We start from the raw sequence: 25,779 nt of genomic DNA, 5'->3' as shown, positions 1-25,779 counted from the left end.
AAGATAGGAGAGAGCCATGGGAATTCTGGAACTGATGAAGGAGAGACGAATTTATTTTGACGGAGGTATGGGAAGCCTTTTGCAGGCCCGGGGTCTGAAGCCCGGCGAACTCCCGGAAACATGGAATCTTTCCAGACCGGAGATCATCACGGAGATCCACAGGGAGTACCTCAATGCGGGATCTGACGTGGTGACGACGAATACCTTCGGCGCCAACCATTTTAAATTTAAAGCGGAGGATGGATATTCCGTAAAAGAGATCGTGACGGCGGCGGTTCGAAATGCAAAAAACGCCATCGCGGCGGCCGGACATGGTTACGCGGCTCTGGACATGGGACCGACGGGAAAACTCTTAAAGCCATACGGTGATCTGGAGTTTGAGGACACCTATGAGGCATATAAAGAGGTAGTCCTCATCGGAAAAGCGGCTGGCGCGGATCTTGTGATCATCGAGACCATGGGCGACGGATATGAGCTGAAAGCGGCAGTCCTGGCGGCGAAGGAGAACAGTGATCTGCCGGTATTTGCGACCGTCACGCTGGATGAAAAGGGAAAAATGCTGACCGGGGGCAACGTGGAGTCTGTGACGGCACTCTTAGAGGGACTGGGAGCCGATGTGATCGGTTTAAACTGTGGTCTCGGGCCGATCCAGCTGCTGCCGTTTATGAGAGATATGGCGAAGGTGTCCTCCTCCCCGATCCTCGTCAACCCAAATGCGGGACTGCCGAGAAGCGAGGGCGGAAAGACCGTTTACGACATCGATGCCGATGAGTTTGCCACGGCGATGCAGGAGATGGCGAGAAACGGGGCGACGGTACTCGGCGGCTGCTGCGGAACGACACCGGAACACATCCATAAGACAAAGCTTGCCTGCGATGATATTCCTGTCTGTGAAATTACGGACAAAAACCGCACGGTGATCTCCTCCTACTCCCACGCGGTGACATTCGGCGGCAGACCGATCCTGATCGGGGAGCGGATCAACCCGACGGGAAAGCCGAAATTCAAGCAGGCGTTGAAGGATAAGGATCTGACCTATATTTTATCCATGGGTGTTGCCCAGCAGGAGAGCCGCGCCGATGTTCTGGATGTCAATGTGGGACTTCCGGGGATCGATGAACCCCAGATGATGGTGGATGTGGTAAAGGAACTTCAGGGTGTTCTGGATCTGCCTCTTCAGATCGACACCTCCGACCCGGTGGCCATGAAGCGGGCGCTCAGGATCTACAACGGAAAACCGCTGATCAACTCGGTAAACGGAAAGAAAGAGGTCATGGAGCAGATCTTCCCGCTGGTAAAGCATTATGGCGGTGTGGTGGTTGCTCTGGCTCTCGATGAGAACGGAATTCCGGAGACGGCGGACGGACGACTTGCTGTTGCGAGAAAGATATACGAGACAGCGGCATCCTACGGGATCCCGAAAAAGGATATTCTCGTGGACTGTCTCTGCATGGCGGTGAGCTCCGATAAGAACGGGGCGCTCACAACGCTGGAGACCGTGAGAAGAGTGCGGGATGAGCTTGGAGGAAAGACAGTCCTCGGTGTCTCCAACGTGTCCTTCGGCCTTCCGATGCGTGAGAACATCAACTCTTCTTTCTTCCTTCTCGCAATGCAGAACGGACTTTCTGCGGGGATCGTGAATCCGAATCTGGAAGCCATGATGCAGGCCTATGACAGCTTCCTTGTGCTGTCAGCTCAGGATGAGAACTGCGCGGGATATGTGGGAATCTATGGTCCGAAGGAAGCGGAGAAGAAGAGACAGAAAGAGATCTTAAAGGCGGCGGCGGTGAACCAGGCAGCCTGGGTGAGTGGAGCGGCAGGCGCAGGAAACAGCAATGGGGCCGGAAATACGTCCGGCACAGGCACAGGCGCGGCAGATACCGGATCTGCGTTAAAAAAGAGCATTGTAAAGGGAATGTCTCAGGCGGCAGCCGATGCAGCGAAACTCGCCTTGAAGGACACGGATGCCTTAGAGCTCATCAATACGGATATGATTCCGGCCCTCGACGAGGTAGGAAAAGGCTTTGAAGCCGGAACCGTGTTCCTCCCGCAGCTTTTGATGAGTGCGGAGGCGGCGAAGGCAGCGTTCGCCGTCGTGAAGGAGTCCATGGAGGCCAGCGGTGAGGTTCAGGAGAAAAAGGGAAAAGTGATCCTCGCCACAGTTAAAGGCGATATTCACGATATCGGAAAGAATATCGTAAAGGTCCTTCTGGAGAACTACAGTTTTGACGTGATGGATCTCGGACGCGATGTGCCGCCAGAGACCATCGTGGAAGCGGCGGTGAAGGAGCACGTGCCGGTGGTGGGACTCAGTGCCCTCATGACGACAACGGTTCCGGCAATGGAGGACACCATCAAGGCGCTCCGGAAGGATGCACCATGGGTGAAGGTCATGGTTGGCGGTGCAGTCCTGACACAGGAGTATGCAGATGCCATCGGGGCGGATACCTATTGTAAGGACGCGATGGCATCAGTGAATTTCGCGACGAGCGTGATCGGGGAAGCGTAAAAGATAAGATGATATTTTCAACTGCCAGGTCTCTCATTGAAACCTGGCAGTTCTCTGTTCCTCCCCAATATGCCTGCCCATGACGTGTTCAGACCATAACCGAAAACAGCTCCTATTTCTTTCTGCACACGGGCAGGAGGTTTCTGGAGTGAAAATGCCGTATAATCCAGTGACAGTCGTGGGTTTTGTCGCGTTGAAATTCGAACTATCGGCAGGATCGGTTCCTGTTTATGTCATGCGTGGGCGATAACAAAAATATCAACAGAACTATGGATTTTTCTACCGCGATACGGTATAATGATAGTTACTGTATAAGTCTGTGTCTGCAATTGCCATGTTTTTGGTATGGCGCGGGAAAATGATGCAGACTGGCACGCTAAAAAAGGAGAAAATCAGATGAAAAAAATTCTGGATATCATCACGGATGAGATGAAAAAAGCTTTTGCGGCGAACGGTTACGATGAGAACTTTGCGAAAGTGACTCTGTCCAACCGCCCGGATCTCTGCGAATACCAGTGCAACGGCGCGATGGCAGCCGCAAAGACATATAAAAAGAAACCGATCGATATCGCGAACGGTGTAGTAGAACAGTTAAAAGACAGCGAAGTATTTGAAGAAGTGAATGCCGTTATGCCGGGATTCATCAACTTGAAATTAGACCCGGCTTTCCTTTCCGGCTACATGAACGGAATGAAGGGTGCAAAGAAGCTCGGAATGGACGAGGTCGAGAAGCCGGAGACAATCGTTATCGACTACGGCGGAGCAAACGTCGCAAAGCCGCTCCACGTCGGACATCTCCGTTCCGCGGTGATCGGTGAGGCGTTAAAGCGTATGGGACGATTTGTGGGCCACAAGGTCATCGGAGACGTTCATCTCGGTGACTGGGGACTCCAGATGGGTCTTATCATCGAGGAATTAAAGGACAGAAAGCCGGAACTTCCGTACTTTGACGAGAGCTTTACCGGAGAGTATCCGGAGGAAGCGCCGTTTACGATCTCTGAGCTTGAGGAGATCTACCCGGCAGCCAGCGGAAAATCCAAGGTTGACGAGGCATTCAAGGAGCGCGCCCAGGAGGCGACCTTCAAGCTTCAGAGCGGATACGCGCCGTACCGTGCGATCTGGAAGCATATCATGAATGTTTCCTTAAAAGATTTAAAGAGAAACTACGCAAACCTTGACGTGGATTTCGACCTGTGGAAAGGTGAGAGCGACGCGCAGCCGTATATCCCGGGCCTGATCAAGGACCTCCAGGATAAAGGACTTGCATATGAGAGCCAGGGTGCTCTCGTTGTTGATATCGCCGAGCCGACCGATACCAAGGAGCTTCCGCCGTGTATCGTAAGAAAATCCGATGGCGCGGCCCTCTACGCGACTTCCGACCTTGCGACCATCGTTGAGAGAGAAGAAGATTTCAAACCGGACCACTATATCTATGTCGTAGATAAGCGCCAGGAACTCCACTTCACACAGGTCTTCCGTGTCGCAAAGAAGGCAGGGATCGTTCCGGCAGACCGGAAGATGGATTTTGTCGGCTTCGGTACCATGAATGGAAAGGACGGAAAGCCGTTTAAGACGAGAGAAGGCGGCGTTATGCGTCTTGAGAACCTGATCGCGGATATCGATGAGGCGGCTTACAACCGTATCATGGAGAACCGTACCGTTTCTGAGGATGAGGCGAAAAAAACGGCTGAGATCGTAGGTCTCGCTGCCTTAAAATACGGCGATCTCTCTAACCAGGCCACAAAGGACTATGTCTTCGATATCGACAGATTTACTTCCTTTGAGGGAAATACAGGTCCGTATGTTCTCTACACGATCGCGAGAATCAACTCCATCTTAAAGAAATACAGTGATACCTGTGAAAATACAGAGAGCGGCGAGATCCTTCCATCGTCTGCTGAGCCGGAGAAGACCTTGATGCTCGCTCTTTCCCGGTACAGCGATGTGATGCTTACCTGCTTCGAGGAGCTTGCGCCGCATAAGATCTGCGCTTACATTTACGAACTCTCAAATGCGTTAAATCACTTCTATCATGAGACGAAGATCATCGCTGAGGAAGACAGGAAGAAACAGGCGGGGTACATCAGCCTTGTTACGTTAACACGTGATGTGTTAATGACATGCATTAACGTTCTGGGATTCAGCGCACCGGAACGGATGTGATGAAACAGCCTGTCATGCGGCTATGCAGAAGGGCAGGCTTGCCTGCACAGATGCATAGACATATGACAGGCAAAACTTCATGAGCAAGTAAGCCGACAGGCTGGATTGCGAATGAAGTTAGGATCGTGGGAGCACGAAGTGCGGAACGATCCGTTTCAGGGCTGGAAAGCAATAAAACAAACCGGGGGGACGGAATGATATGGAAGTAACGGAACTTACTGCCGAAACCTTCTGGAAAGGCGAGACAGAGATCAGGGGAACCGTCATGGACGGGGAGGATGAATACCGTGTCCGTATCCTGCGCAAGGGTAGTCAGAATTTTGACTACTCTTGTTCGCATATCAGTAAAACGGGAAGAAATCTCGGCTTTTGCGGAGTATCCTGCACACAGGGACCCGACGGGATCCCCATGTGCCCGCATGCCCATGCCCTGCTTGCGGAATGGCTCCGGAGAGAGAGCAGGGAGTCGAAACATCCGGTCTCCACATCCCAGAAAGTCCGGTTTATGGTCCGGGAGTACACGAACCGCGAGGTGAGCCGGATCATGGGGGCCTCCGAGGAGGGACATTACCGTCTGATCCCTATCGTTACGATCTCAAGAGACCAGGTGCGGGTCCGCTTCACGGTGGGCCGTGAAAAACAGTACCCGGTGAAGGATTTGACAGCCTTCGCGAAGGCGATGGAAACCATGAGCCTTGTCCAGTACGGAAAAGGGCTGGCGTTCCATCACAGTCTTCAGGCTTTTGATGAGGAGAGCCGGGCGTTGGCGCTTCTCATCATGGAGCGCGTCGGTTTCTTCAGGGAACAGTACCGCGGAAGCGGCCGGTTTTCCATGGAAGCAGAGCCGGCGTTAAAAGAACTGATCCTGGGAAAAGCCGGACGAGAGCGGTTCTTTGCCATCATGGACAGTCAGACCATCGAGTGTGAGGATTACCGGAAGAAAAAGAGAATGCTGACGGTAAAACGGGAAAATCCTACATTTACCGCTGTTGTAAAGAAAGAGGGACGGGACGGAATCAAGGTCACTGTTGACAAGGACATTATGGCCTTTTCCGGTGAAAAGTCCTTATTTATCGCGGACCAGGAATCGATCTGCCGCTGCGATCCAGACTACACGGAGTGCCTGACCGTATTCATGGAATACATGGTCATGGGGCTTGACGCGGAAAATGAAGTTTCCGTCAATGACCGGGACATGCCGCTCTTTTATGAGAGAGTTTTGAGAAAGCTGGAGCCTTTCGGACTGATCCGCTCCGAGGGCGTGGATCTCGAGAGCTACCGCCCGAAGGAATTGAAGGCCTCCTTCTATTTTGACAGCGATGCCGCTGGAACCGTCACCCTGCGTCCAGAGCTCGCCTACGGCGATTTCTCCTTTCACCCGCTGGCGGACGAGAATGTCCCGAAAGAGATCTGCCGGGATGTCCCGGGAGAATTCAAGGTGAGCCAGCTGATCACCACCTACTTTAAGTATACGGAAGACGGATCCGGAAACCTCGTGATCAAGAATGACGATGAGGCGGTATATCGTCTGATCTCCGAGGGCATGAAGAAATTCATGGATACCGGGGATGTGTTCGTGTCCGAGTCCTTCAAGAAGATCCGCGTCCTGCCGCCGGTGAGCACATCGGTCCAGGTACGGACGCTGGGAAGATGGCTGGAACTTGAGGTAGACACTGGGGCGCTTCCGCGGGAAGAACTCGCTGCGGTGCTGGCGGCTTACGGAAAGAAAAAGAGCTTTTACCGGATGAAGAACGGCGATTTCCTGACTCTGGGGGATGGCGGACTTCTCACGGTCGCAAAGATCGCGGAACAGCTCGGTGTCGCGAAGGAACTTGTGGGTTCCGACACGATAAAACTCCCTGCATACCGCGCTATGTTCCTGGACGCGGCGTTAAAAGAGGATAAGAGCGTCAGCGTGTACCGCGACCAGCTGTTCAAGGCTGTGGTCCGTGGCATGAAGGACGTGGAGGACAGCGATTATGAGATACCGAAACGCCTTGCATCGACGCTTCGAAGCTACCAGAAGGTGGGCTACCGATGGTTAAAGAGCCTGGATGCCTACGGCTTCGGCGGAATCCTTGCGGACGAGATGGGTCTGGGAAAGACGATCCAGGTCATCGCCCTTTTGCTGGATGAAAAGGCAGAGAACGGCGGCACGTCTCTCGTGGTGTGTCCGGCATCCCTGGTATACAACTGGGAGAACGAGTTTGCCCAGTTCGCCCCGGAGCTTAAGATCATGACGGCGGCGGGGAACCAGGCAGAGCGCGAGGAGATGTTCGCAGCTTATGAGAAGGAGCGCCCGGATGTGATCATTACGTCCTACGACCTCTTAAAGCGCGATATTCTCTGGTACCATGAAAAGGAATTCCGCTTCGAGATCATTGACGAGGCCCAGTACATCAAGAATTCCTCCACACAGGCAGCGAAATCCGTGAAGGCTGTTCCGGCAAAGACGAGATTTGCCCTGACAGGAACACCCATTGAGAACCATCTTGGGGAACTCTGGAGTATCTTTGACTTCCTGATGCCGGGATTTTTATTCACGTCACAGAAGTTTAAGCGTGCGTTTGAGATGCCGATCGTGAGGGATCAGGATCCAAATGTCCTGGTTCAGTTAAAAAAGCTTACGGGACCGTTTATTTTGAGGCGTTTAAAGAAAGATGTCTTAAAGGAACTTCCGGATAAATTAGAGACGGTTCTCTACTCCAACATGGAGGGCGAACAGAAAGACCTCTACACGGCGGCGGCAGCTTCCTTAAAGGAACAGCTCATGGAGGGAACTGACGGAGATTATGGAAAAGAGCGGATGCAGATCCTCGCGGAGCTCATGCGTCTGCGCCAGATCTGCTGCGAGCCGTCTCTATGCTTTGACGGCTACAAAGGTGGATCCGCGAAGCTCGATACCTGTATGGAGCTTCTCTTAAACGGAACATCTGCGGGACATAAGATCCTCCTGTTCTCCCAGTTTACATCGATGCTTGAGATCATCGCGAAGCGCTTAAAGAAGGAGAAGATCCCGTTCTACCTGCTCACCGGCTCCACGCCGAAGCGGGACCGCGTGCAGATGGCGTCTTCGTTCCAGAAGGACGATGTGATGGTGTTCTTAATCTCACTGAAGGCCGGAGGAACCGGATTAAACCTCACTGCGGCGGATGTGGTGATCCACTACGATCCGTGGTGGAACGTGGCGGCACAGAACCAGGCCACAGACCGCGCCCACAGGATCGGACAGGAGAACCAGGTCTCCGTATTCAAACTTATCACGAAGCACACCATCGAGGAGAATATCCTGAAGCTTCAGGAGATGAAGCGGGATCTGGCGGATACCGTGGTGACGGAAGGAACAGGAGCGCTCAGCAGTATCACGAGAGAAGACCTCATTCGTATGCTGGACGAAGATATATAAGCGATATGCCCGTATCAGACGGACATACGGTTCCTGTCAGCGCGAGACGTAGACGGGAACGCTTGAAGCGACATAAGAAAATCGACAGAAAATTGCAAAGCTTTTTCGGTGGGTCTATGGTAGCATAGAGAAGGAAAAGGAGGAAAGAAAAATGAGAAAAATGAACAGATTTATCCCGGTCGCACTTGCGTGTGCCATTTTTGCGGCACAGCCGGTGCAGGCGGCTACGATCATCCGGGACAGCGATAAACAGGCCACCAGCCAGAACAAACAGACGACAAACACGACCCAGAATCCCCAGGCTGGAAACGAGGGCGGTCCGGGATATGAGGACAGCAAGCCCAATACATCAAATAATACAACAAACACAACCGGTCAGAGCCAGGTGAGCGCAGAGGCAAAAGCGGCAGCGGATGCCATCGCAAAGCCGACGATCTCCGCGGAGGCCGGAATCCTCTACGATGTGACGAACGGAAGAGTTCTCTTCGAGAAGAATGCCGATGAGAAGCTTGCTCCGGCCAGCACCACAAAGCTTATGACAGCGCTTCTCGTGCTGGAAAAAGCAAATCTGGACGACAAGGTGACATTCTCAAAGACAGCAGTCACAAACCTGGAGTCCGGAGCTGTGAAGATCGGACTCGTGGAGGGCGACCAGGTCTCCGTGAAGGACAGCCTCTATGCCCTGCTTTTAAAATCTGCCAATGAGGTCGCAAACGGACTCGCGGAGCATGTCTCCGGCAGTATTTCCGCCTTCGCGGAGCTCATGAACGCGAGAGCGGCGGAGCTCGGCTGTACGAACACACATTTCGTGAATCCAAACGGCTTAAACTCCGATCAGCAGTATACTACATGCCGCGATATGGCGAAGATCGCAGCTGCGGACTTCGCAAATAAGACGCTCTGCGAGATCGATTCCACACTGAGCTACAAGTTCCCGGCGACAAAGGCAGCTGCGGCAAGAACCATCACTCCGGGCCACAAGATGCTCTACCCGAACGATTCCAGATATTATGCGGGAATCGTCGGCGGAAAGACGGGATATACTTCCAAGGCAGGAAATACTCTTGTGACCTGCGTGGAGAAAAACGGCGTCCGTATGGTCGCGGTGATCTTAAAATCCAAGAGCACCCACTATGAGGATACAAAGAAGATGCTGGACTATGGCTATCAGTATGTCAATACAGAGAAGTCCGGAAGCACATCCGCAGGAAAGCAGACAACTGCCGGACACTGGGTACAGGATAACGGCAGCTGGAGATACGAGTTTGCCGACGGAACAAAGGCAGTCGGAACGATCTACACGATCGATGCCGCTGATTTCGGTTTTGATACGGACGGAAAGATGGTAACCGGATGGAAGATGTTCGGCACCGAGTGGCACTATTTTGAGACAAACGGAAAGATGGTAAAGAGCGCATGGAGACAGGATTCCGGTAAGTGGTTCTATCTCGACGCGGAGGGAAAGATCGCGAAAAATACCACGATCGATAACAAGTATGTGGTCGGCGCAGACGGCGCATGGGTACAGTAAAAATAAAAAGGAGTATTGATCATGAAAGAAAGAGTAAAAGTAATGCAGGACGTGTACGAGAACCGTTCCACAAATAAGAAGGCAGCAGGATGCACCGTCATCATCAGCGGAGAGATGAAGGAAGTTATGGATAAGATCATCGCAAAGCATCCGGAGTACAAGAGCTATGCACAGGCATTCGCAGGCGTTGTTGAGCGCGGGATCCGCGTATTTGAGGAGGAGTAATCCGATTTGGGAACAGCAGTGTTTCTGGCAGCCGGTGTCATGGCTTTTGGGGCCGGCTGCCTGGCACGTTCCCGGTATGAGAGGGACTGCCTTGTAACGGAAGAGTACCGGATCGCCTCGGAGAAGATCCACGGACAGGGAAAGACCATCGTCTTCCTGACTGATCTCCACAATAAAGAATTCGGGGAAGAGAACAGCCGTCTGCTTGAGACCGTGCGGAAGGTGAAACCGGATGCCGTGCTTTTTGGCGGGGACGGAATGGTCGCAAAGAGGGGAAATTCTGATGTCAGGATCCCGCTGGCGCTTCTGACAGAGCTTGCGAAGGAGTTTCCGGTATATTGCGGAAATGGAAATCATGAGAGCCGGATGCTATGGAAATCTGAGATTTACGGTGAGACTTATGAGAATTATCGGACAGCCCTGGAAAATGCAGGGATCCGTTATCTCTCCAACGAGGCGGCGGACCTCGACAGCGATATCAGGGTCTATGGCCTCGATCTTCCAAAGATCGCCTATCTGCCGCGGTCGGGAGAGATCCCTGAGGGTCTTTTGAAGGAGACCATGGGAGAGCCGGACCCTGAAAAGTTCTGTCTTCTTCTGGCCCATTCTCCGCTGTTTTTTGAGGAGTATGCGGCGTGGGGAGCGGATCTCACACTTTCCGGACATTTTCATGGCGGAACCATCCGGCTTCCGCTTGTGGGCGGAGTCATGACACCCCAGTACCAGTTTTTTTATCCGCGCTGCGCGGGATATTTTGAACTTCCGGGAAAAGGAAGAGAAAAGAGCCGGATGATCGTCGGACGGGGACTTGGGACCCACTCGATCAATATCAGGCTGAATGATAAACCACAGGTGGTTGTTGTGAGGCTCTGCGGGGCTGATACGCAGCAGTAGGGACAAAATGTGAACGGCGTGATGAAGAGTGTGCATACGCACATTCTTTTTTGCGGTTATATATCGAATTGTTGGACATGGGTTTTCTGAATGGAAGACTGTGAAAACATACTTGAGGTGCATATGGAATTATCGTACAAACTGGAAAAGTTTGAAGGTCCGCTGGATCTTCTTCTCCATCTGATTGAAAAAAACAAAGTGAATATCTATGATATCCCGATCGCCGAGATCACGGACCAGTATATGGAGTACGTGCGGCAGATGGATGAGGAAAATCTGGATGTGGTCAGCGAATTCCTTGTGATGGCGGCGACGCTTCTCGACATCAAGGCGCGGATGCTGCTGCCGAAAGAAGTGAATGAGGAGGGCGAGGAGGAAGATCCGAGAGCGGAACTTGTGATGCGTCTCCTGGAATATAAGAAATACCGGCTGATGTCGGAGGAACTTAAGGACATGGAGTCCGGGGCGGACCGGGTGTTCTACAAGGATCCGACGATCCCGCCGGAGGTCAAGGAATATGCAGAGCCGGTGGATCTCGACAAGCTCCTGGATGGAGTGACGCTCACGAAGCTTCAGAAGATCTTCGAGTCGGTGATGAAGCGGCAGCAGGATAAGATCGACCCGGTCCGCAGCACCTTCGGAACCATCAAAAAAGATCCGGTGAGTCTGGAGGACAAGATCACCTCTGTTCTGGGATATGCCAGAAAGCACCGGAAATTCAGCTTCCGGCAGATGCTGGAAAAGCAGAACGACAAGACAGAGGTCGTCGTGACGTTCCTGGCACTTTTAGAGCTCATGAAGGTGGGGAAGATCCATCTGACCCAGGAACATCTCTTTGACGACATGTGCATAGAATCTCTTGAGCCGGAAGGCGAAGAAGAGGATATTGCTATCGATGTCACAACTGCTCAGTAGGTTTGCGCATTTACTGCGCGGGACTGTAAAAAATCGGACAGTTCCGTTACCAGTATGAGTAGGAGAATACCACTGTGGAGGAAAATGAATGAGAGTGGAAAATCTGAAAAAGCAGGAGTCCGTTGTGGAGTCCGTGCTGTTTACCATGGGGCAGTCTGTGGAGATCCGCCAGCTTGCGGCAGCGTTGGAATCGGATGAGGAGACGGCCATCCAGGCCGTGGAGCGCCTGAAGGAGAAATATGACAAGAGAAAGGCGGGCATGCAGATCGTGCGTCTCGATGACAGCTACCAGATGTGCAGCCGCACCGACTATTATGAACATCTGATCCGCGTGGCGGCGACACCAAAGAAGCAGGTGCTGTCGGACGTGGTGATGGAGACGCTGGCGATCATCGCCTACAAGCAGCCGGTGACGAAGGCAGATATCGAGAAGATCCGGGGAGTAAAGTCGGATCACGCGGTGAACCGCCTTGTGGAGTATGACCTGGTGTATGAGGCGGGCCGTCTCGATGCGCCTGGAAGACCGGCACTTTTTGCCACGACGGAGGAATTTCTGCGCCGCTTCGGAGTCGGATCTACGGAACAGCTCCCGGAGATGAATGTGGAGCAGCGGGAGGAAATCCGGAGCGAGGTCGAGGAGGAGCTGAACCTTAAAATCGACGAGGAAGGTCATCTGATCGATGAGCCGGAAAAGGATGCGGGGACGGCAGAAGAACCGGTAGATTCGGAAACTGGAATGGAAAAAACAGAAGAGAATGAAAGTGGCGCAATCATAAGCAATACAGAGATAGAGAAAGAAATAGAAAGCGAAGACAACAGCGAAACCGATGAGGAGGATTCCATATCATGAAATGCAGTGAGATCAAAGTGATCAAGAAAGACGGGACAAAAGAAGAATTCAATGTCCAGAAAGTCCTGGCGGCGGTGAACAAGTCCGCAAACCGTGCGATGATAATCTTCTCAAAGGCTGAGAGCAAATTTATCTGTGAGTTCGTGGAGGAGAAGGCGGAGGAACTGGACCAGTCAGAGGTGCCGATCGCCCAGATGCACAATATCGTCGAGGGCGCCCTGGAGCGCGTCAATCCGGTGGTCGCAAAGAGTTACCGCGATTACCGCAACTACAAGCAGGATTTCGTCCAGATGTTGGACGAGGTCTACAAAAAGAGCCAGTCCATCATGTATATTGGCGACAAGGAAAACAGCAACACCGACAGCGCCCTGGTCTCCACGAAGCGGAGCCTGATCTTCAACGAGTTAAATAAATCCTTATACCAGAAGTTCTTTATGACCGTTGAAGAACTTCAGGCATGCCGCGACGGCTATCTCTATATCCACGACATGTCCGCGCGCCGTGATACCATGAACTGCTGTCTTTTTGATGTCAATGAGGTCTTAAGCGGCGGATTTGAGATGGGAAATATCTGGTACAACGAGCCGAAGACCCTGGATGTGGCCTTTGACGTTATCGGCGATATTGTCCTGAGTGCCGCAAGCCAGCAGTATGGCGGTTTTACGGTGCCGAACGTGGAGAATATCCTGGCGCCTTACGCGGAGAAATCTTACGGAAAGTATATCACAAAGTATATTGACCTTGGCCTCGATGAGGAGAAGGCAAAAGAAGTGGCATGGAACGACGTTCAGCGCGAGATGGAACAGGGATTCCAGGGATGGGAGTACAAGTTTAACTCTGTTTCCTCCAGCCGCGGTGACTACCCGTTTATCACCATGACAGCGGGAACCGGAACAAGCCGCTTCGCGAAGATGGCCACTATCACGATGCTGAACGTCAGAAAGAAAGGTCAGGGAAAAGAAGGCCACAAGAAGCCGGTACTGTTCCCGAAGCTTGTATTTTTATATGATGATAACCTCCACGGACCGGGAAAAGAGCTGGAGGACGTCTTCGAGGCAGGAATCGAGTGTTCCTCAAAGACGATGTATCCGGACTGGCTGTCCCTGACCGGTGAAGGCTATATTGCCAGCATGTACAAGAAATACGGAAAGATCATCAGCCCCATGGGATGCCGCGCGTTCCTGTCCCCGTGGTATGAGCGGGGCGGCATGGAACCGGCGGATGAGAAGGATGTTCCGGTGTTCGTGGGACGTTTCAATGTGGGCGTTGTGAGCCTGCATCTTCCGATGATCCTCGCGAAGGCGAGACAGGAGAGCAGGGATTTTTATGAGGTCCTTGACTACTACCTGGAGCTGATCCGGAAGATCCATATCCGGACCTATGCATATCTGGGAGAGATGCGTGCCTCCACGAATCCGCTTGCCTACTGTGAGGGCGGATTCTATGGTGGTCATTTAGGGCTTCACGATAAGATCAAGCCGCTGTTAAAGACGGCGACGGCGTCCTTTGGAATCACGGCGTTCAATGAGCTTCAGAGACTTTATAACGGAAAGTCCCTGGTGGAGGACGGTACCTTCGCCATCGAGGTGTTAAAACATATCAACGAGAAGGTGGAACAGTTCAAGCATCAGGACGGAAACCTCTACGCGATTTACGCAACACCGGCGGAGAATCTCTGCGGACTTCAGGTAAAACAGTTCCGGAAGAAATACGGGATCGTGGAGAACGTCTCCGACCGCGAGTATGTCAGCAACGGCTTCCACTGCCATGTGACTGAGGACATTACCCCGATCGAGAAGCAGAACCTGGAACACCGGTTCTGGGAGCTCTCCAACGGCGGAAAGATCCAGTATGTGAAGTACCCGATCGACTACAACAAAGAGGCGATCCGTTCTTTGGTGCGCCGTGCCATGAAGATGGGATTCTACGAGGGCGTAAACCTGTCCCTGTCCTACTGCGATGACTGCGGGCACGAGGAACTGAACATGGATGTGTGTCCGGTCTGCGGAAGCAAAAATCTCACGAAGATCGACCGGATGAATGGATATCTGAGCTATTCCCGTGTGAAAGGCGATACAAGATTAAACGACGCAAAGATGGCCGAGATCGCTGAGAGACGTTCGATGTGATGGAAACTGTTAGCAGTGCGTAATTTTTGTCAAACAAACGCGTTGCAAGCTTGCTTGCATAAGGGTTTGTTTGGCAAAATTTACATAGGGCGGACGCCCGAGAGATTCTTGTTTTTATGAAATAAAAACAAGAATATGTGCACTGCGTGAAAATATAAAAAAAGAGGTGATCTCATGCGCTACCACAACATTACAAAAGAGGACATGTTAAACGGCGACGGCCTGCGCACCGTCTTATGGCTTGCTGGCTGCAGCCATGCCTGTCCGGGCTGCCAGAACCCGGTGACATGGGATGTGAAAGGCGGACTCCCGTTTGACGAGGAGGCAAAGCAGGAACTTTTCGAGGCGCTGGCGCCATCCTGGATCTCCGGCGTGACATTCTCCGGCGGTGATCCGCTTCACTGGCAGAACCGGAAAGAAGTGGGAAGTCTGATCGAAGAAATCCACGAAAAGTTCCCGGAAAAGACGATCTGGCTGTATACAGGATTTCTGTGGGAAGACATCCTGGATCTTCCGTTTCTGAAAAACGTGGATGTCCTGGTGGACGGACCGTTCGTGGAAGCAGAAAAAGATGTGACCCTGCACTGGAAAGGCAGCGCGAACCAGAGAGTCATCGATGTGAAACAGACGTTAAAAAATAAAAATGTAGTGCTCTATCAATCGAAATAGGACAAACGATCAGGGACAACACCTGATTTTACTGAGCCGGAGATAATGCCAGCGCATGTCTTCGGCTCTTTTTCTGTTACAGTACACGGCAGGAGAGAGGCAGAAGGAGACAGTGACAGCTGCGTTGGCATGTGATACAATAAGATCATAGAAAACATGAAGACTCATGGGACGGATAGAAGAGAAAATTGCAGAGAACTTTCATGGAAAGGAAGAATGTCTATGCTGGCGAAATATGTATTCTGTATTTTAACGATCGAATGGGCGGTACTCGGAATGCGCCTTTTAAAAGGAAAAGGACGTTCTTATGAGCGGATCCGGAATGATGACCGGATCCGGGAAAAAGAACGGTTTGTCCGTTTCCAAGGAATGAATCTCCTGTATCTTGCACTGGTTGCATTCCTGACTCTGCTTACGACATTTGCAGGTTCCGACCGCCTGACGATCCGCTTTTTTGAGCTCACAGCATTGGCTCTGTTTGGACGGCTGCTGTATGGAAACTGGAAATACAGCGGGAAGATCTGGATCCGGTGGTGACAATATAACAGAAACTATGCATCCGAAGGAAAGCTCAGTGGGGAGATTCCTGCAGGTGTGAGAAGGCACTGAATAGTTACAAATAAACGGAAAAAGGGATTTGGCATATCAGATGATGGCCAGGTCCCTTTTTGTATTTCAAGGAATTCGAAAGAAGCTGCCAGCGGCAGAACTGTAAGTGTTACTGCGACATTTACCGGATCTGGATCCGGATCGTCCGCTCAAACGGATGTTCCGGCGTTGTGATGGAAAAATGTTCCGGCAGAACATGTGGGGAATCCGGAACATCCTGGGCTTCGAGCGCGATGGCGCATGACGGGCAGGAGTGCGTGCCGTCCGGGAATCCGATGGAATCATCGAGAAATCCGCCGGAATAGACGACGAGTGCCGGGGCATCTGTGTAAAGCGTGATGGAGTGTCCGGAAACAGGATCGCTCAGGATACATGCTTTTTTTACAGGCTGTGGAAGCGACCGGAAACTGCGGGAGGTCTGGTCACGGCTCAGGATAAATGCATGGTTGTAACCGCGCGCGATGGAAATCTGCCTGCGGCAGCGGGAGCGGAGTTTTTCTTCGCGCGGCAGAAAATCCAGCCGGCTTTTAAGAGAAGCCGGGCTGGAAAAATCGAATATCGTCCTTGCAATAGGGATGATTTCGACGGGAATATGTTCCTCGTTATTCAGGCAGACATTGTTTGCGAAAACGGTGAGTGTCTCATCAAGCGCGGAAGATGAGAAATCACCGGAAAGATTCCAGTAGGTATGATTCGACATATTGATATAAGTCGGCCGGTCCGTCGATGCCCGGTACCGGATGGTCAGCCAGTTGCTGTCATCGAGCGTATATTCCGCATGAAACGTGCGATTTCCCGGATATCCGTCGACGCCGTCGGCGAGAAATGCTGAAAATCCGATCGAGACAGAATCATAATCCTGGCGGACGAATTCTGTGTTCCAGTTCTGAGCGGAGAGATTATGCGGACCGCCATGCAGCTGGTTCGCACCTTCGTTTGGGGTCAGAGGGATCGTTTCTCCTCCGAGAAGGATGGAGGAGCCGGAGATCCTTCCGGCATTCGGGGCAAGCGTTGCTCCTGCATAACACGGACAGATGCGGTAAAAATCAGGATTGCCGGAACTCAATGTGATCGGAAGTTCATTCCCGTCTGTTTCCGGATGGTCGGACCATTTCTTACCTTTAAAAGCAATTTTTTGAATGGACGCTCCAATCGAAAACAGGGAGAGCGAGAGTCCTGAACTGGTTATTATGTCGAAAAAATGCGATTTTTCTCCGGTATCAAATGTGAAAAATTTATCACTTAACTGCATGATACGCCATCTCCTTTCTGATTCCAGTTTAAAATATTTGTACAAAAAAGAGAACATAAAAAAACGATGAGAGCAAGATTTAAAAACAATACAGCAAGCGATGATAATGATGATTATTGGAAAAAAGGTATAATATAAAGTAAATAAAGCGAAAGGCACAATAGAAATTATCTTCTGAAGTGACTGCCAATACAGTACGAAAAAAGAAAAGACTCAAAATGACAGTGAAAAAGGGAGGAACGCAATATGAGCAGTATGTTGGAATTTCAGAACATCTGTAAATATTTCCCTGGTGTAAAAGCACTGGATAATATTTCGTTTAAGGCATATGCAGGCGAGGTTCTGGCATTCCTTGGAGAGAACGGAGCGGGGAAATCCACACTTCTGAAAGTGCTGAATGGAGATTATCAGCCGACAAGCGGAAAATATCTGCTGGACGGTGTGGAAAAACATTTCCAGTCCCCGCATCAGGCGATCGAAGAAGGAATCTCCGTTATCTATCAGGAACGTCAGATTCTTCTGGAGCTTTCGGTCGCAGAGAATATTTATCTCGGAAGAATGCCGGTCAACCGTTTTGGATTCATCGATACCCAGAAAGCAAACCAGATGGCATCAAAGATCATTGAAGATTTTGGTCTTCCGATCCACCCGTCGACAAAAGTCAAAGATCTGAGTATCGCTTACCAGCAGATGGTCGAGATCATGAAGGCATATTCGAGAGAGAATCTGAAGGTAATCTGCTTTGATGAGCCGACAGCATCCCTTTCCGATTCAGAGATCGATGCTCTGTTTAAGATCATCGAAAAGCTGAAAGCGGAAGGCAAGATCATCATCTATGTATCTCACCGAATGGATGAGATCCAGAGGATCACCGACAAAGTGGCGATCTTCAAGGATGGTCATTATGTGACGACAGTAAAGACCGGTGAGGTCCCGGAATCGGAGATGATCCGGATGATGGTCGGACGTGATCTCGGAGATATCTACAAAAATCTCGACAGGAACAAAGAGATCGGAGAGGTTCTCCTGGAAGTAAAAAATGTTTCTTCCGACTATGTGAAAGAGAATTCCTTCGTCCTCAGAAAAGGTGAAGTGCTTGGATTTTCCGGACTTGTCGGTGCAGGACGGACAGAACTCATGAGAGCGATCATCGGCGCGGATCCGATCCGCAGCGGAGAGATCATTCTCGAGGGAAAGATGATCCAGAACCGATCTCCGCATGAAGCGATGGAACACGGGATCGTTCTCGTACCGGAGGACAGAAAACTTCAGGGAATTCTTTCAAACCTTGATATCAGTGATAACATCAATATTTCCATGCTGGACAAAAACTCCAACAGTCTCGGCTTTGTAGATGCAAAGAAGGAAGAAAAGATCGCAGAAGACGGCATTAAAAATTTCAAGATCAAGACGCCTTCCGCAAAGAAAAAGATCGTGGAGCTGTCAGGAGGAAACCAGCAGAAATGCATCGTTGCACGCTGGATCAGCACGAATCCGAAGGTCCTGATCCTGGATGAACCGACAAAAGGAATCGATGTCGGTGCAAAGTCCGAGTTTTACCAGATGATCTGCCAGTTCGCAAAACAGGGACTCGGCGTGATCCTGATCTCTTCCGAACTGCCGGAAGTCATGGGATTATCCGACCGGATCATCGTCATGCGTGCAAGGCGGATCGTCGGTGAGATTTCAGCAGAAGATGCAACTGAGAGCACACTTCTCAGCATGGGAATGATCGGGGAGGTAAAAGAAGCATGAGTACAAAGAAAAAAAGTAGGATCCATATTGATGGCGACAAGCTTGTTCTGATCGCAGCGATCATTGTAGTATTTGCATTGTTTACCTGCCTGAATAAAAACTTCCTGTCCGTCACAAACATGATCAACATCCTGATCGCGGCATCCCTCGTCGGAATGGTCGCAGTCGGACATACATATCTGATCATTGCCGGTCAGAACGACCTGTCTCCTGGTTCACTTGCAGCGTTTTCGGGAGTTGTAGCAGCACTTCTCGTATCAAAGGGAATGCCGTTCGCGGCAGCTGTGATCGTTACGATCGTCTGCGGAGCAGCCGTAGGCTTCTTCAATGCATTCATGGTCAACAAGATCCATCTGGAGGCATTCATCGCAACACTCGTAACACAGTCCATCATCCGTGGATTTGCCTACATCATCTGCGGAGGAAAACCGGTATCCATCAGCAATAAGACATTCCTTCTTCTCGGAAAAGCAAGGATCTTAAACATTCCGGTATCTGTATGGATCATGATCATCTGCATCGTCGTATTCGGTATCATCCTTGCAAAGACGAAATTCGGACGCAGCGTATATGCGATCGGCGGCAGCATGGATGCAGCAAGACTTGCAGGCTTAAATCCGAAAAAGATCATCACAACCTGTTATGTGATGATGGGTATCCTCTGCTCGATCGGCGGCATCATATTCGCGGCACGTATGAACTCCGGACAGCCGGCCGCAAACGTCAACCTCGAGTTTGATGCGATCACAGCTGTTATCCTCGGCGGTGTATCCTTCGTCGGCGGTGTCGGCAACATGGGCGGCACGATCCTCGGTATCATCCTGATCCAGTCCTTCAACACAGGACTTACGATGGTAAACGTTCCAAGCTTCTGGCAGTATGTCGCAAAAGGCGGACTTCTTCTTTTCGCTCTGACAACTGACTACATCAGAAAACAGAAGCGAGAGAAAGACCTGCTTGCAGCTTCCATGAAGAACCTGTAGATACCAGGGACCAAAGGCCGGAAATCCGGTGCAAGCGGATTTTTGATCCCAACATCATTGTATCAATTATGTAAACAAAATAAATTTTATAAATGGAGGGTTTTATTATGAAAAAGATGAAAAGAACAGCAGCGTTTGCAGCAGCCGCATTATTGACAGCAACGGCACTTGCCGGATGCAGCAGCTCCGACACATCCGCAACAACAGCAGCGGCAGCAGCTGATACCACCGCAGCAGCAGCTGACACGGCGGCAGCAGATGCAGGATCATCAGAAAAAGGTGTTGTTTACGGTATTTACAAAGCCGGCGACCAGACCTGGTTCATTGATGAGGGCGCAGCAGCACAGAAGAAAGTAGAGGAAAATGGAGATGAATTCATTTTCGTAGATGCAAAGATGAGCCCGGAAGAATACCTGAAAGCAATCGATAACGCGATCGCAAACCAGGCAAAGGGAATCGTAACCTGTATCCCGGACCAGACAATGTCCCAGGCTGCCGTTGACAAGTGTAAAGAAGCAGGCATCCCGATCGTTGCAGCCGATGATGCACTTCAGAACGACGCCGGTGAAAAGATCGCTCCGTGGGTAGGAATCAATGCTTACGTCATCGGACAGGCAAACGGCGACTGGCTTGCAGCATATGCAAAAGACAACGGTCTTGTAGAAGATGAGACAAGTGGTCTTCTGATCCTGACAATGGATACCGTTTCTTCCTGCGTACCGCGTGCAGAAGGTGAGTATGATAACTTCACAGCAGGCTGCCCGGACTTCCCGACAGAAAGAATCTTTAAAGCAGACTATGACGGAACGACCGATAAAGGAAACACAGCGGCGACATCCGTTATCACAGCACATCCGGAGATCAAGAAATGGATGGTAACAGGTGCAAACGAGGAAGGTACGATCGGTGCTGTCCGTGCACTTGAGAGTGCAGGTCTTGATGCAGATGCATGCGTAGTAGGTCTTGGTGCTTACATGGCAAAAGACGAGTGGAACAACAAAGGCGCTGACGGTACCTGCATGAAGGCAGCAACATACTTCTCATCTGACTCCGTAGGAACCGGTTCTGTTGAGGTTCTGTATGATGTGATCGCTGGCAAGGACGTTCCGCAGGAGACAGCAGTCGATGCAGTTGTCGTAACACCGGAAAACTACAAAGAAGTAATGGGAAAAGCGGCAGAATAAAAAGAGACCGAGTCCTGTTTTTGTAAATCCTCTCATAAAAAGGGCTGCCTGAATGATTCCGGCAGCCCTTTTCGCATGATATGATCCGATCAGGTTCGATTCTGGTTACAGGCGAGACGGTATTCGGTCGGCGTCTGTCCGGTCACCTTTTTAAAGGTGGTACAGAAGCTGCTCTCACTGCTGAAACCGGTCTGGAAGCAGACGTCCTTGATGGGGATCTCCGAAAAGTTCAGAAGATATTTTGCATTGTTTACCCGTGTCAGGATCACGTATTCATGCGGCGAGAATCCAGTCTCTTTTTTGAAAAGACGACTGAAATAAAAAGGACTTAAAGAAGCCTGGGAAGCGAGATCGTTTAAGGACAGGATCTCCGTCAGATGATTGTTGATGTAGGTGATCGTGTCCTCGATGATGCCGCCAGAGACAGCCTCCGGGTGTTCGTGGTCGCGACTGACAAAAAGTTCGGTCAGCATGTTGACAATGTAATTGTTAAACAATGCCTCCTTTAACGGGAGATGTTCCCGGAAACGGAGATAGATCTTATGGAGATACCGCTCAAACCGGTAGGTGTCTTTCAGACTGATGACCGGAGCGGAACTGCTCATGATCGCCTGATAAAATGCACGTGCCATAGGACCGTCAAAGTGGATCCATTCACATTCCCAGGGCGTCGAGCTTCTGTAGGCATGGGGATGATAACAATCGAGAAATACGATCTGGCCGGGAAGTGCCCGGAATACCTGATCATTCAGCTCAATGATGCATTCCCCGCGCTTGATGTACATGAGAAGAAAATTGTCGAACGCAGTGCGGCGGAGACTGTAATCATCGCTGTAGGAAAAATTTCCGATGATCAGCGGATAAAAAAATAAGGACTGCGCCTGGGCACTTGGGGTATAGACATAATAGTCGGAACCGGGGAGAATCCCTTTTTCGGTAGAGATCATGGAGTGTTTCCACCTTCCTTTCAAAGACGGATCCGGCAGGATCTGACGGCTGGTTACGATGTGCGCATGGTGCGGAAGATGACTTCCGGAATGAAAGAGCCGGGATGCGCAGTACTGGTTTCGATTATAAAGAGAAACGGGAAAAAGGTCAAGAATGATGAGAGCAATTTTTTGAAATTACATGGCAACTGAAGGTAATGAAAAACAGGAGTAATTACAGTATAGTATAAGCAAGAACGAAAAATAAGAGAGTTCCTGAAACGAAAGCAGGGAGATGTGGTTGCCGTTCAGGGAGATGAATTTTCTGAACTGAAAATTCCGTACAATACAGGAACGAGAATAGAAAACAGCAGGAGGTCAGAATTATGAGTGGAGTGAAGATCTGGGAAGAAAATGTGGTCATTCCTACTTATGGGATCGGAGCAGCAGATAAAAACCCTATGTTTTTGGAGAGCCGTGTTTATCAGGGAAGCTCCGGCCGGATCTATCCGTACCCGACGATCGAAAAGATTTATGATGAGAAAGAAGATAAGACGTACCATGCCGTCTGGCTGGAAAATGAGTATCTGAAAGTCATGATCCTTCCGGAGCTCGGAGGCAGGATCCAGAGAGCGTACGACAAGACGAATCATTATGACTTTGTCTATTACAACCATGTGATCAAACCGGCTCTTGTCGGCCTCTGCGGTCCGTGGATCAGCGGAGGAATCGAGTTCAACTGGCCGCAGCACCACCGCCCGACGACCTTCTCACCGGTCGACTATCTTCTGATCGAGAATCCGGACGGATCAAAGACATGCCGTGTCAGCGACGTCGATCAGATGTACGGAACAAAAGGCGAGACAAGCTTTACCCTCTATCCGGGAAAAGCCTATATCGAGATCAAAGGTCAGCTCTATAACCGGACTTCCACACCGCAGACCTTCCTCTGGTGGGCAAACCCGGCTGTCCCGGTCAACGATCACACACAGTCGATCTTCCCGCCGGATGTCCATGCTGTGATGGATCATGGAAAACGTGACGTTTCAAGATTCCCGATCGCAACGGGTATTTATTACAAACATGACTACAGCGAAGGTGTTGACATTTCCCGTTACAAAAACATTCCGGTTCCGACCTCCTACATGGCGGAAAAGAGTGATTTTAACTTTGTCGGCGGATACGATTACCAGAAACAGGCAGGAATCCTTCATGTTGCCGACCATCATATTTCTCCCGGAAAGAAGCAGTGGACCTGGGGATGCGGCGATTTCGGAAAGGCCTGGGACCGAAACCTGACAGATGAGGATGGTCCGTATGTCGAGCTGATGACCGGCGTCTATACGGATAACCAGCCGGATTTCACCTGGTTAAAACCGATGGAGGAAAAGCGGTTTACCCAGTATTTCATGCCTTATAAGACGGTCGGAGCTGTAAAGAACGCCAGCATCGAGGCGATGGTCGGACTTGATGCGGATGAGAGCGGGATCCGTGTTGCTGCATACACAACGCAGGAATATCCGGATGCCCGAGTCATCCTTACATATGAGGGACAGGTCCTTCTGGATGAAAAGAGAACGATCTCCCCGGTTGCTCCGTTTGAGACGCATCTGGATCAGGTTGTTGAGGACGAGACAAAACTTACGGTCCGCGTTCTCGACGGAACGAGAGAGATGATCTCCTACACACCGGCGAAAAAAGAGATCCCGAAGGTTCCGGATCCGGCGGAGGCAGCGAAAGATCCGGAGGAGATCATGTCAAATGAAGAGCTGTTCCTGACAGGACTTCACATTGAGCAGTACCGCCATGCGACATACCGCCCGGACCCATACTATCTGGAAGGTCTGAAACGTGACCCGGGCGATATCCGGATCAACAATGCATACGGTTCGCTCCTGATGAGAAGAGGCTGTTTTCAGGCTGCTGAGGCACATTTCCGGACAGCGATCAAACGTGCGACCTGGAAGAATCCGAACCCGTATGATTCCGAGCCGTACTACAACCTCGGATTATCCCTGTTTTATCAGGAGCGCTATGACGAGGCGTTTGATGCATTCTATAAGGCGACCTGGTCCAATGAGCAGCAGGAGATGAGCTTCTATTACCTGGCGTGCATCGAGGCGATGAGAGGAAACTTTGAGAGTGCACTGGAACTCGCGGAAAAAGGCCTTGTGAAGAATACGCACAATATCAAGGCGAGAGGACTCCGGGCATATCTTCTCGGCAGACTCGGAAGAACGGAAGAAGCGAAAGCGGCAGTCAGCGAGAACCTTGCGATCGACCCGTTTGATTATGTCTCCATGCTGGAATCCGCATATCTGGATCCGGACCATGCAGAAGAGATCCGCGCGAAGGTCAATAAGCTCTCCAGAAACTTCCATGAGACGTATCTGATGGCGGCGAGAGACTTTGCGGAGTACGGGGCATACGACAAGGCGGTTGATACACTCCGCGAATGCAGTGAGAGCTGGCCGATGTTAAAGTACTATGAAGCATATGATCTCGGAAAGATGGGAGCTTCCCATGAGGAGATCCTGAAAGTGCTCAAAGAGGCAGAAAACTGCAGTACGGATTACTGCTTCCCGAATAAGCTGGAGGACATCCTTGTTCTGACCGATGCGCAGAAACAAGATCCGGACGGGGCAAATGCATTCTATTACCTTGGAAACCTCTGGTATGACAAGCTGCAGTACGATCAGGCGATCAGCTGCTGGGAGACTGCGGCGGAGAAGAAGCCGGGATTTGCGATCACATGGAGAAATCTCTCCCTGGCATATTACAACAAGAGAGAAGATCCGGAAAAGGCAAAGGCAGCGTTGGAAAAGGCAGCAGAACTTGCACCGAACGATGCGAGAATCTTCCTGGAGCTTGACCAGCTGTACCGGAAACTGGAAATGCCGGTCGCTGAGCGACTTTCCCGCTATGAAAAGGCAAAAGAGATCTTTATGCAGCGGGATGATCTGATGATCGAATATGTCACGCTCTTAAATCTCTCTGGCCATTATAAAGAGGCATATGACTTTATCATGGCGCACCGGTTCCATCCGTGGGAAGGCGGAGAAGGAAAGGTTACGACCCAGTATACGACCTCTCTCCTGGAGCTCGGAAAAGCGGAAATCGCAAAAGAGCACTGGAGCGAGGCAAAAGAGATCCTTGAGAAGGCGCTGGTATATCCGGAGAACCTCGGGGAAGGAAAGCTGGAAGGAACGAAGGATAACCACATCCATTATTATCTCGGACTTGCAAAAGAGCATCTCGGGGAGAACGATGAGGCGAAGGAAGAGTATGAGGCAGCTTCGATCGGAACGGATGAACCGGCAGGAATGATGTACTACAATGACCAGCCGGCCGACATGATCTACTATCAGGGACTTGCAAAAGAGAAACTTGGTCTGCCGGTGGAGGCAAAATCGAGATATTACCGTCTGCTCGACTACGGAGAGCGCCATCTGTATGACAAGATGCGCGTTGAGTACTTTGCAGTTTCCCTCCCGGATTTCATGATCTTTGATGATGACCTGGATAAGAGAAACAAGACGCACTGCTATTATCTGATGGGACTCGGATATCTGGGACTCGGAGATAAGGAAAAGGCAGCAGAGGCATTCCGGAACGCGATGCAGCTTGATCCGACGCATTTGAATGCGGGGCGTTATCTGAAGATGGCGGAAGAATAGAAGCCGGAAAAAGTCTTACCGCAGGCATAACAGAAAAAAGAAGAGACATGGATTTTGTGCAAGGTTCTTTCTGAGTTTTGGGTATAGCGTATAAAACATTAG

The 25,779-nt window shown here is 50.9% G+C and carries 17 protein-coding genes; 15 read left to right on the top strand and 2 right to left on the bottom strand.

The genetic code is table 11. From position 1 onward, the window contains the following. Positions 1-16 precede the first annotated feature (16 nt). The 11 genes from DW826_RS08510 (at position 17) to DW826_RS08460 (ending at position 15,828) form a co-directional block, all read left to right on the top strand. Positions 17-2,509 carry a homocysteine S-methyltransferase family protein gene (locus tag DW826_RS08510; protein ID WP_117552493.1) on the top strand — a complete coding sequence of 831 codons (2,493 nt, stop codon included), beginning with the start codon at positions 17-19 and terminating at the stop codon, positions 2,507-2,509. Positions 2,510-2,905: 396 nt separating this feature from the next. Then, positions 2,906-4,672 carry an arginine--tRNA ligase gene (gene argS / locus DW826_RS08505; RefSeq protein WP_117484682.1) on the top strand — a complete coding sequence of 589 codons (1,767 nt, stop codon included), beginning with the start codon at positions 2,906-2,908 and terminating at the stop codon, positions 4,670-4,672. Between the two features lie 199 nt (positions 4,673-4,871). Next, complete coding sequence (locus DW826_RS08500; protein WP_117484683.1) at positions 4,872-8,078, top strand: DEAD/DEAH box helicase; 3,207 nt, start codon at positions 4,872-4,874, stop codon at positions 8,076-8,078. Positions 8,079-8,229: 151 nt separating this feature from the next. Continuing rightward, complete coding sequence (locus DW826_RS08495) at positions 8,230-9,609, top strand: D-alanyl-D-alanine carboxypeptidase family protein (protein ID WP_117552492.1); 1,380 nt, start codon at positions 8,230-8,232, stop codon at positions 9,607-9,609. Positions 9,610-9,630: 21 nt separating this feature from the next. Continuing rightward, positions 9,631-9,834 (top strand): hypothetical protein, encoded by a 204-nt coding sequence (locus DW826_RS08490; RefSeq protein ID WP_015554108.1) that lies wholly within the window; start codon positions 9,631-9,633, stop codon positions 9,832-9,834. Between the two features lie 6 nt (positions 9,835-9,840). Further along, the gene (locus tag DW826_RS08485; RefSeq protein WP_347472308.1) at positions 9,841-10,728 is read left to right on the top strand and encodes a metallophosphoesterase; all 888 of its coding nucleotides are present in this window, start codon (positions 9,841-9,843) and stop codon (positions 10,726-10,728) included. Positions 10,729-10,851: 123 nt separating this feature from the next. Next, positions 10,852-11,643 (top strand): segregation/condensation protein A, encoded by a 792-nt coding sequence (locus DW826_RS08480; protein WP_117469603.1) that lies wholly within the window; start codon positions 10,852-10,854, stop codon positions 11,641-11,643. 88 nt (positions 11,644-11,731) lie between these two features. Beyond that, the gene (gene scpB / locus DW826_RS08475) at positions 11,732-12,493 is read left to right on the top strand and encodes an SMC-Scp complex subunit ScpB (protein WP_117484685.1); all 762 of its coding nucleotides are present in this window, start codon (positions 11,732-11,734) and stop codon (positions 12,491-12,493) included. Then, positions 12,490-14,622, top strand: coding sequence for an anaerobic ribonucleoside-triphosphate reductase (gene nrdD / locus DW826_RS08470; RefSeq protein ID WP_117484686.1), 2,133 nt, complete (start codon positions 12,490-12,492; stop codon positions 14,620-14,622). The genes scpB and nrdD overlap by 4 nt, the downstream gene beginning before the upstream one ends. A gap of 174 nt (positions 14,623-14,796) precedes the next feature. Next, on the top strand, positions 14,797-15,291 hold the full coding sequence (gene nrdG, locus DW826_RS08465) for an anaerobic ribonucleoside-triphosphate reductase activating protein (protein ID WP_117484687.1): 495 nt from the start codon (positions 14,797-14,799) through the stop codon (positions 15,289-15,291). A gap of 222 nt (positions 15,292-15,513) precedes the next feature. Continuing rightward, positions 15,514-15,828, top strand: coding sequence for a hypothetical protein (locus tag DW826_RS08460; protein ID WP_117484688.1), 315 nt, complete (start codon positions 15,514-15,516; stop codon positions 15,826-15,828). Between the two features lie 193 nt (positions 15,829-16,021). Here DW826_RS08460 and DW826_RS08455 read toward each other — a convergent pair whose 3' ends face one another. Next, entirely contained in the window at positions 16,022-17,152 is a 1,131-nt protein-coding gene (locus DW826_RS08455; RefSeq protein WP_117484689.1) for an aldose epimerase family protein, read from the bottom strand. 246 nt (positions 17,153-17,398) lie between these two features. Between DW826_RS08455 and DW826_RS08450 the strand changes: the two genes are divergently transcribed. From DW826_RS08450 to DW826_RS08440, 3 genes are all read left to right on the top strand, one after another. Continuing rightward, positions 17,399-18,907 (top strand): sugar ABC transporter ATP-binding protein, encoded by a 1,509-nt coding sequence (locus DW826_RS08450; RefSeq protein ID WP_117484690.1) that lies wholly within the window; start codon positions 17,399-17,401, stop codon positions 18,905-18,907. Then, entirely contained in the window at positions 18,904-19,890 is a 987-nt protein-coding gene (locus DW826_RS08445) for an ABC transporter permease (protein ID WP_117484691.1), read from the top strand. The genes DW826_RS08450 and DW826_RS08445 overlap by 4 nt, the downstream gene beginning before the upstream one ends. A 107-nt stretch (positions 19,891-19,997) precedes the next feature. After that, positions 19,998-21,074, top strand: a complete 1,077-nt coding sequence (locus DW826_RS08440; RefSeq protein ID WP_242994067.1) for an arabinose ABC transporter substrate-binding protein — start codon at positions 19,998-20,000, stop codon at positions 21,072-21,074. Between the two features lie 89 nt (positions 21,075-21,163). Here the strand turns inward: DW826_RS08440 and DW826_RS08435 are convergent, their stop codons facing one another. Further along, positions 21,164-22,021 carry an AraC family transcriptional regulator gene (locus DW826_RS08435; protein WP_117484692.1) on the bottom strand — a complete coding sequence of 286 codons (858 nt, stop codon included), beginning with the start codon at positions 22,019-22,021 and terminating at the stop codon, positions 21,164-21,166. A gap of 365 nt (positions 22,022-22,386) precedes the next feature. Here DW826_RS08435 and DW826_RS08425 point away from each other — a divergent pair, with 365 nt between their 5' ends. Then, on the top strand, positions 22,387-25,677 hold the full coding sequence (locus DW826_RS08425; protein ID WP_117484694.1) for a DUF5107 domain-containing protein: 3,291 nt from the start codon (positions 22,387-22,389) through the stop codon (positions 25,675-25,677). Positions 25,678-25,779 lie beyond the last annotated feature (102 nt).

This window comes from Clostridium sp. AM34-11AC, from assembly GCF_003435375.1.
Taxonomy (GTDB): Bacteria; Bacillota; Clostridia; order Lachnospirales; family Lachnospiraceae; genus Pilosibacter; species Pilosibacter fragilis.
The sequence above is the reverse complement of the archived record's forward strand: the minus strand, read 5'-3'. Positions and strand labels throughout refer to the sequence as shown.